Annotated in this window: 7 protein-coding genes; 3 read left to right on the top strand and 4 right to left on the bottom strand. The window is 46.8% G+C overall.

Going from position 1 to position 8,689, the window contains the following annotated elements; all coding sequences use genetic code 11:
* On the top strand, positions 1-458 hold a 458-nt coding region (locus tag QVA83_RS21715), incomplete at its 5' end, for a S1 RNA-binding domain-containing protein (protein WP_287498960.1).
* 426 nt (positions 459-884) lie between these two features.
* On the top strand, positions 885-2,663 hold the full coding sequence (locus tag QVA83_RS21710) for a C1 family peptidase (protein ID WP_156079049.1): 1,779 nt from the start codon (positions 885-887) through the stop codon (positions 2,661-2,663).
* Between the two features lie 121 nt (positions 2,664-2,784).
* On the opposite strand, the gene QVA83_RS21705 is transcribed toward QVA83_RS21710, so the two are convergent.
* The 3 genes from QVA83_RS21705 to bioH form a co-directional block, all read right to left on the bottom strand.
* The gene (locus QVA83_RS21705; protein ID WP_156079050.1) at positions 2,785-3,711 is read right to left on the bottom strand and encodes a putative metalloprotease CJM1_0395 family protein; all 927 of its coding nucleotides are present in this window, start codon (positions 3,709-3,711) and stop codon (positions 2,785-2,787) included.
* Between the two features lie 14 nt (positions 3,712-3,725).
* Positions 3,726-4,043, bottom strand: coding sequence for a hypothetical protein (locus QVA83_RS21700; protein WP_156079051.1), 318 nt, complete (start codon positions 4,041-4,043; stop codon positions 3,726-3,728).
* A gap of 177 nt (positions 4,044-4,220) precedes the next feature.
* Positions 4,221-5,030 (bottom strand): pimeloyl-ACP methyl ester esterase BioH, encoded by an 810-nt coding sequence (bioH, locus tag QVA83_RS21695; RefSeq protein WP_156079052.1) that lies wholly within the window; start codon positions 5,028-5,030, stop codon positions 4,221-4,223.
* Positions 5,031-5,128: 98 nt separating this feature from the next.
* Between bioH and QVA83_RS21690 the strand changes: the two genes are divergently transcribed.
* Entirely contained in the window at positions 5,129-5,842 is a 714-nt protein-coding gene (locus QVA83_RS21690) for a ComF family protein (protein WP_014951367.1), read from the top strand.
* Between the two features lie 56 nt (positions 5,843-5,898).
* Here QVA83_RS21690 and QVA83_RS21685 read toward each other — a convergent pair whose 3' ends face one another.
* Positions 5,899-8,556 carry a M14 family zinc carboxypeptidase gene (locus QVA83_RS21685; protein WP_156079053.1) on the bottom strand — a complete coding sequence of 886 codons (2,658 nt, stop codon included), beginning with the start codon at positions 8,554-8,556 and terminating at the stop codon, positions 5,899-5,901.
* Positions 8,557-8,689 lie beyond the last annotated feature (133 nt).

Here is an 8,689-nt window from a genome sequence, read left to right as displayed (position 1 = left end):
AAACTGCCGCGTTTAAAGAAGGCGTTGAAACCATTAACGACCTTAAACCAGGCATGATTTTAGAGGGTGTGGTTAGCAACGTTGCCAACTTTGGCGCGTTCGTTGATGTAGGCGTGCATCAAGATGGACTGGTGCATATTTCAGCACTCACTAACAAGTTTATCTCAGACCCTCGCGAGGTGGTCAAAGCGGGCGATATCGTTAAAGTAAAAGTGCTTGAAGTAGACGTACCGCGCAAGCGTATTTCCTTCACCATGCGCTTAGACGATACACCGAGTCAAAGCAATAATGCAGGCGGCAAACCAGCAGCAGGAAAACCACAAAACAAAGGGCCTGGGCGTGCTAACGCAAAAGCAAACCCTCGTTCAAATCAGGGTGGCGGCAATCGCAACAGCCAGCCTCAAAACAGCGCCATGGGCAACGCCTTTGCTGATGCATTTGCTAAAGCAAAAAAGTAAACAGTAGCGAATTTACTGTTGCTTATAGAGGGCCTGTCACTGACAGGCCCTTTTTGTATCACGCTTCCATTTAGCCTGCCGTTTTTGCTACATTAGATTGTGGTACATTAGTTCGGCGCATAGAAATTTCATGTGCCCAAAAACTCTTTAGCCAAAAGCACCAAAATAGAGAATACCGAAATAATGAAGAGGTGGGGGTCACACCGAAACCGAAGTTCGTATATTGGTAGCGTTTAGCAAGGCCGTTGACATGCTTTTAGAGCCTTAACGTTTAACGAAGGTAATGTTGCTCATTTGACCACAGCCTTTTTCTAGGCAGCACTTTCGGACAACCATAATGAGCTAAGGGCCACTAACCTTTGGTGTACGAGCGTAATCATCCAACTGTACAGCAAAGATTATCTGCCCTCATCAAAGGATGATTTTATGAACTCGCCTGTCTCAAAAAACATGCTGAATGTCAGCGCCGATTACCCCGACCTTCGGGATCGTTATTACCAGCCAAATCTTACTCCACTTAAGCCTTTTATCGACCCGCCAGGCAATTTGGTTATTTTAGACCAAGGTAAAGATGGAGCGTGCACCGGCTTTGCATTGGCCGCTACCATTAATTTCATTTACCGTCAGCAAGGCCGAAAACATACTGTTAGCCCGTGGATGCTTTATGCCATGGCTAAACGTCATGATGAGTGGTTAGGTGAAGCGTATGAAGGCTCTAGCTGCCGCGGTGCAATTAAGGGGTGGTACAACAGTGGCGTATGTAACGAGTCACTAACTGAAGATATTAAGCACAGCAACGAATTTGAAATGACCCTAGCTATTGCTAACAATGCCAGCAATCACAGGCTAGGTGCGTACTACCGTATTGAACGAGAAATTAGTGATTTTCATGCGGCACTTAACGAAGTGGGCGTAATCTTTGTTTCTGCCAGAATTCATGAAGGCTGGAAAGATAGCGAAGGTGATGTAATAAGCTTAAGGCCTGAACCCATGGGTGGCCACGCGTTTGCCATTGTTGGCTATAACGATGAAGGCTTCTGGATCCAAAACTCCTGGGGGACGGATTGGAAAAAGTCAGGGCTGGCACTTTGGCGTTACGATGACTGGGCGTTAAACGTTATGGATGCGTGGGTTGTTCAACTCGCACTTCCTATTTCAGGTACAGGCACTTACCACCAAGCTACGCGCTCTATTGCACAGGGTTTATTTTCTCGCTCCACACCACGGGTGAGTATTCAAGATCACTTCATTCATTTCGACGACGGTCACTTTGATACCAGAAGTAAATATTGGAGCAATAAAAACCACGTCGATGCCATTATTGAAAAACTTTCCGAAAGTAACCATCGCCACGTAATGCTGTATGCACATGGCGGCTTAAATAGCATAAAAGCTTCGGCTAAACGCATTGCAGCAATGAAAGACACCTTTCTTAAAAACGATATTTACCCCATTCACTTCATGTACGACACGGGTATGCTAGAAGAACTCAAGGATATTCTGGGCTTTAAGAATAAAGAGATTAGCAACAAAGTAGGAGCCTTCACTGACTACACTGACCGCATACTAGAATGGGCAACACGTAAAGTAGGCGGCGCACTGTGGCGAGAAATGAAATCAGACGCTTGCACGCCCTTTACCCGTACCACATCAGATGGTACGTATTTCCTAACGCAATTGGCCGCCTACTTGAAAGACAATTCAGATATTAAGCTGCATGTCGTAGGGCATTCTGCTGGCTCTATTTTTCATGCACACAGCCTATCTAGGCTGTGTAAAGTTGATGAAAACATAACGATTAAGAGTCTGCATTTACTGGCTCCAGCCATTAGCTACCCCTTGTTCAACGAAAAGCTCTCTGCGCTTATAGAAGGGAAACACATTGAATCGACCACGGTTTACAACTTATCTGAAGCGTTGGAAAAAGATGACCACGTGGCGCGTATTTACCAGAAGTCGTTGCTCTATTTAGTATCAAATGCGTTTGAATCCAAACCAGAGATGCCCTTGTTAGGTATGGCTGTGTTTAATCAGCCGCTGCCCAACGTGACGTTTAAGTACAGTGAGGGGAAAGTAGGTGATGCCACCGCCGCCACGTCCCATGGTGGCTTCGATAGCGACGTAGATACCATGAACTCGGTACTTTCAGACATCACTGGCGGCTCACCTAAATATCCGTTTACAAAGGCAATACTGGATTATTAGGGCCTGCTGGTTTTAAGGCAATGCAAGGGAAGTGAAAGTGCTTTTTTCGCGATTTAGCCCTTAGCTATGACGGGCTAAATCGTTCGTGCAATGTTAAGCAGCTAGCGTTAATTGCACGTTATCATGCTTGAAGCGATAAACCTTCTCTAGAGGGGGTGTAAGCTTGCAAATAAGCATTTTGAATGCGGCCAATTCGTGTTTGCATCACATTAGACTCATTTGCCTGAAAGCCTTGTGTGTCTGCTGATGAAGATTGATTATCTAACACCATATCCGCAATAGAATCGGTTGCGGTGCCTATATTTGTATCGGGCTGCACGGCTGCCCCAGTGTCTGCAACAATACCATTGCTTTGTGCTGAGGTAGAACCTGCTGAAGCCGTTTCTGTTTGGCCTTTGGCAATCTCGCTACGGGCCTCTGTGGCTTTTTGAGAAGCCTCTGCAGCCACTTTTAAATCTTGTGATGAAGGTTCAGCTGGTGCGAGGGCGGCTGCGCGCACTTGCTCCATTTTTTTCAGCGTTTCCTCTGGCGTTTTTTCTTCTGAAACATCAATCGACACTTCGCCATCGGTCACATAGCGTTTATTGTCAGGGCCTGTAGTGTATTCATACTGCGGAGCACCGGCGTACTGACCGCCTGTTGAAGCATGCGCTTGCTCGTGAACCCTCACTTCCTGATCGCGGGCTTTTAACTGCTCAATTTCAGCAGCGTCTTTTTTCTCTTGCTGTTCTTGTTGCCTGTCTTGCGCGTCCTGCTTGCCTGCACTCTCATCCTGCGCATTATCTTTCTGTTGCCCAAATACGTTTTGAAAGGCAGCTTGAAGTTCTGTTTGTACCTGAGGGCGCTCGTAAGTAACCGGCGATGGTGGCTGACCTGGGCTTTTTGCCTTGTCGGCTTCAGACCCTAAGCCTTTCTGAGAAGCGCCTTGTTGGGAATCTGACGCTTGGGGAATAGTTTCTCGCTGCACGTTATCTCTACGTGCAGACTCTGTATTTATGTTCGCCGTGGGATAAGCAATGGCGTTAAGGATTGGTGTAACGATATTCACCGTAACTGCTCCGCCTACGCAAGCACGTCTATGATGGTACCAAGCATCTCATCGGCAACACCTAGTACTTTGGCAGAGGCTTGAGCATTACGTTCGTTTACATTGAGCGCGATTAAGTCGTCAGTGAGACGCGTGGAGGTAGACGTTGAGTTCGATGACGTGTTTGTCGTGTCGGTATTGGTCGCAATAGGTTGAGCGGGTGCTACCGCATCCTCAGCAGTTCGCTGAGCAATATTTGATGCTGCCTGCGAAATTCCATCGCTGGCATTTTGTAAACCATATTGAGCCGCTGCAAATGCAGAGCCTGCACTTAAACCATCAATACTTGTCATACACTACCCCTAACCTCTCATGTGCAATTATTAACCAATTTCACACAAATGGAAAGACATGTATCACATCCTGTCATTAACTTATTGTAAGCAGGCGGTTTTTATTAGGCTGTCAAAGATAAGAAAAGCTCCAAACAATCGGCAAGCCGCGGTTTGAAGCTTCATGTCATCGCTCTATTAAGACGCCTTTTGCTGATAAATGCCAGCGGCAAAGCGAAATAAAATGTCAGCAGTTTGCTGAGGATGTGAAATAAACGGCGCATGTGACGCATGAGGCAGAACAACAGTATCGGCCTGCGGATGTAGCTCACATATACGATCTATTCCGCTGGTCGGCACTAAACTATCTAACCTGCCATACAATCGTAACGTGGGTGTAGTTATTCGCCCCACGTCTTGACGCATGTCTTCAGTAGACAATATGCGTAAACCTTTCTTAAGGGCTTCCTCGGCGGGATCTGGGAATTGGGTTACCTGTTCTCTGATCGCCTTAATATCCTGCTTTGCCGTTTCGCTGCCCATCGCTTGAATTGCCAAAAAACGTTCCAGTGTTTTCTGATAGTTTTTTTCAAGCTGAGTCTCGAACATTGACAGTAAATCGGCAGCAATACCCGGCCAACAAGGCCCTGCTATAAATCGAGGTGTTGAAGCAATCGTTACCAGTCCGGTAAGTTTTTCTGGTGCTAACAGCGCTAACTTTTGCGCAACCAGGCCACCTAATGACCAACCAACCAACACACACTGGTTTGGAAGCTGGTTCACAATGGCTTGAGCCAATGTTTCCACGTTATACGGTGACGGGACGAACTCTGCATTTTCCCCAAACCCAGGAAGATCTATGGTGGTGACGCGAAAATTATCGCTTAAATAAGGAATAAAGGATGTGAACGCTCCGCTGTTCATACCCCAACCATGAAGAAATACCACATCTACGCCTGTACCCTGAGTACGGGTGACAAGCTCGCCGTTTGTATGCAAACTTTCCATTTACACCTCCTTAGGCAGTCACGTGTTTTTGAGGCAACACGAAATAATGAAAACAGGTCGACGTTCGACAATTCAAGGAAGTTGATGGAATCAACACTATGAACCTTTCATGCTTGCTATGTTATCAGGCAAGTCCTACGCCAGTATGTCACTGGTGTGAAGATGACATATTTTTTTTCGATGCCACGTTGCACGGAAGTAACCTACTTCAATATGGCCCTGTGGCAGGCCACGTCAAGCATAGCCACTATGACGCGTTACGCGTTTTGGGACTTCATACGTGGCCAATGTCATCGCTGGTTCACCAGTTAAAGTTTACGCATTCCCTTACGGCAGGAAAAGTATTAAGTAACTGGTTTGTCCATAAAATGCGACAGTGCACTTTATCAGTGCCCAATGTGCTGCTTCCGGTGCCAATTAGTGCATGGCGACTTGCTACACGGCACTACAATCAGGCTACGCTTCTGTGTGAAAGCATAAGCAGTGAGCTGAATGTTCCAGTTAACCAGTCGTGGGCCAAACGACGGGGCTTTAGCGTGCAGCATCACTTATCCAAAATGGCGAGAGCCGAAAACGCAAGCCGTGTATTTAGTCTATCGACGCAGTGTATCGATGATGAGATAGCAATAGCGCAAGGCATTAAAGATGGCAGCAACTTCAGCGTTGCAATCGTCGATGACGTACTCACCACCGGCGTGACCGTGAATACATTGAGTAAAAGGCTCAAAAAACGCTACCCAAATTTACACATTCAGGTGTGGGTCGCGGCATTTACGCCACCGCCTAAAAGCAGTCTGTATCAGAAAGCCTAGTGAGCAGAAGCGGTGATACTGAAAAGCGCGGCATTCGCCGCGCCTTTCAAGCTGATTTAGCGAATAAAGTGAGACTGGTAGATTGCATTGGCCAGCATCTTGTTCGTGCCATACCAGTACCCTCTAAACTGCGTATTGTCGGTAAAGCCAATGATAACGCCGCGCCCCATTTTTTGAGTCGTCACAGCAGTTGATTCAGCCATTAGCGCAACCATTCTTTTGTCACTAAACCCAGCCATGAGAGGCTCATCAGTATAGCGCGCAGGCGTTATAAAGGGTGAACTACTGGCCTCCACTATCATATTATTGGTTTTAAACATGGGCAGTGTGTCGTCATCATAGCCGTAGAACAATGGATGAGTATTGTCGATATTGGCTTCAAACACAGCGCCAGCCACCAACTTTCTGGCGTATAACGATGCGCCATCTTTATAGCTGAGTTCGCTTTCATCGAACGCGTTATCAATACTCTCTCGACTAACAATTTCTACGTCTAACCATTTATGTTGAGCGAAATAACGCAACGCGGATTTCTGCCCCACGATCACGCCACCGGCTTTCACCCACTGCTCAATTTGAGTTCTTTCACTTTCGGTAAAGCGATATCCACCGCTAGGGAATAAAAGGTGCGTATAAGTAACGCTCGGATCATTAAGCGCGCTTGTCAGATGTTGTTGCTCAACAATACTGGCAGCCAGCCCCACTTTTGTGTCGAAATAGTGCCATATTTCACCTGCTTCGTATTCACTGGTGCCTTCGCCGCCCACTATTAACACCTGTGGCAAGGTAACAGGTGCCATGCTCCGGCTACCCAAATCGTGCCCAGTGGGTGTTAACCCACTGCGCAAACTAAACACAGGCACCTGAAGTTGCTGTTGCGCTTCACGCAAAATAGCCGCCAGGTTTTCTGGCTGACCCAAACCTTTAGGCACAATAATACTGCCAGGCTGAAGCTCAACGTTTTTCCCGTCATATTTAATAGCAGAGAACGCTTCTTCACTGCTGCGTACCTTCACGCCTGCTTCCAATAGCGTTTGCAGCATGGCTGGCGCATAGTACTGCTGCCATGAAAACGCATACGCGTATGCATCTGGATGGATATCGTTAAGTGTTGGTTGTGCAAGTGCGGTGCTGTCGCTAAGTTTTAGGCTTCGCGCATCGCCCCTATCTAGAGGCGCGTAATCCAAATTGAAAGCCAAAGCCAAATTCCACGTTGATACATCGTAAAACGTGTTGTTCTCAAACGAGGTTTGGGTAGAGAAAATTGACTTTACTAAACGGTATTGAGGCTGGTTTGAAGGAATATAAATCGCGCTACCTGCACCATAGCGAACTTTGCTTACCTCAACATCTTTCGTTAACACCTCGTAATTAATATGATGCTGTTCAAGCAATGCAACAAATGCGTTAAAGCGAGCTGTGTCATTCGATGCACTAACAACAAAACCTACCTGCTCATCCTTTTCAGCCAGTGACTGTGTGCTCTTAACAAAACCCGATTGATAATCGAGAATAGCAGCCTTATTTGCCAATGCGCCTCTAAAAGTGCTTAAAGACGTAGTAATTTGATTTGCTATGGTGTCTTTGAAGGCAAGCTTGCCATTAATAGAGTCCTGAATGTGGCCCCGTGAGCTTGCTTGCTCAAAAAGAATACCCACACTGCCGTGTAAATCTGGGTAGGTCGAGCCTTTGCCTGCGTAGAAATCGTCAAACGCTTCTTGGGTAAAATAGAGCTCCCCTTGCTCATCAAACGCGGCAGCATGATACTGGGCAAGCGCTTCAGTTAGCGTTACGTTCTCATCAGGCGTCAGTGGATTTTTACGCGAGCGCACACCAGGCTGGAAAAAATAGGTGCTGTCTGTCCCCATCTCATGAAAATCGGTGAGGATATGTGGGCGCCATTTATGAAACTGTTTAATTCGCGCCTGCGACTCTGGGTGCGCCAGCAATAGCCAGTCGCGGTTTAAATCAAACCAGTAATGATTTGTTCTACCTGACGGCCACCCCTCATCGTGTTCACGATGTCGACTGTCAGAAACCAGCTGCTTGCCCTTGTGCATATTTGCCCACTGAGCAAATCGAGAAAGCCCGTCGGGGTTGAAAGACGGATCAAACAGCACAATATTGTTATTCAACAAGGCATCAATTTCTTTACCTTCAGCCGCGGCCAAATAATAAGCCAACGCAAGTGAAGCATTGGTTCCGGAAGGCTCGTTACCGTGAATACTGTAGCCCATGTAGAAAATAAGGGGAGCATCGCTACCTACTTTCTTGCCGCTTTCCATTGCATCAATGTGTTGCTGCCTCATCGCCTCAATATTGTTTCTATTTGAGGGCGCTGTGATTGTCAGTAACAGAAGTGGGCGGTTTTCGTGAGTACGGCCGGTTTCTTCAATGGTGATACGGTCAGACTTCTCGGCAAGTAGTTTCATATAATTGACGACTTGGTCGTGACGCACATGCCACTCGCCAATGTTGGCGCCTAGTATCGATTCAGGCGTGGGAATAGCTGGGTTGTAGGATACCGTGTCAGGTAAGTATGCTGTCACCGGCTGCCCGCCTACATCAGGTGCAATAGTAACAGTTGAAGCAGAGGCGGGTTGTGCTAATGATTTCTGACTGGCTGTTGCCCCAAAGGCGATGGTACCAAGGGCTAATAATGAAACGAGTGAGAATGGATTCTTTTTGGCGGTGTAATGCAATTTCGCGAACATAGCGCTTCCCGTCTTGTTGTTATGGTTGAGAATAGTGTCGATGTGCACGCCTCTCAACAAATTCGATTCACTGGAATAATTTATTTAATTAATACCTGACTGTTTTACTCAGGTAAATTTGATACAATAATCC

Origin of the sequence: Alteromonas sp. AO-Serp, from assembly GCF_017849675.1 — a bacterium.
Taxonomy (GTDB): domain Bacteria; phylum Pseudomonadota; class Gammaproteobacteria; order Enterobacterales; family Alteromonadaceae; genus Alteromonas; species Alteromonas macleodii.
Note: the sequence above shows the minus strand (reverse complement) of the source record. Positions and strands in the feature narration are given on the sequence as shown.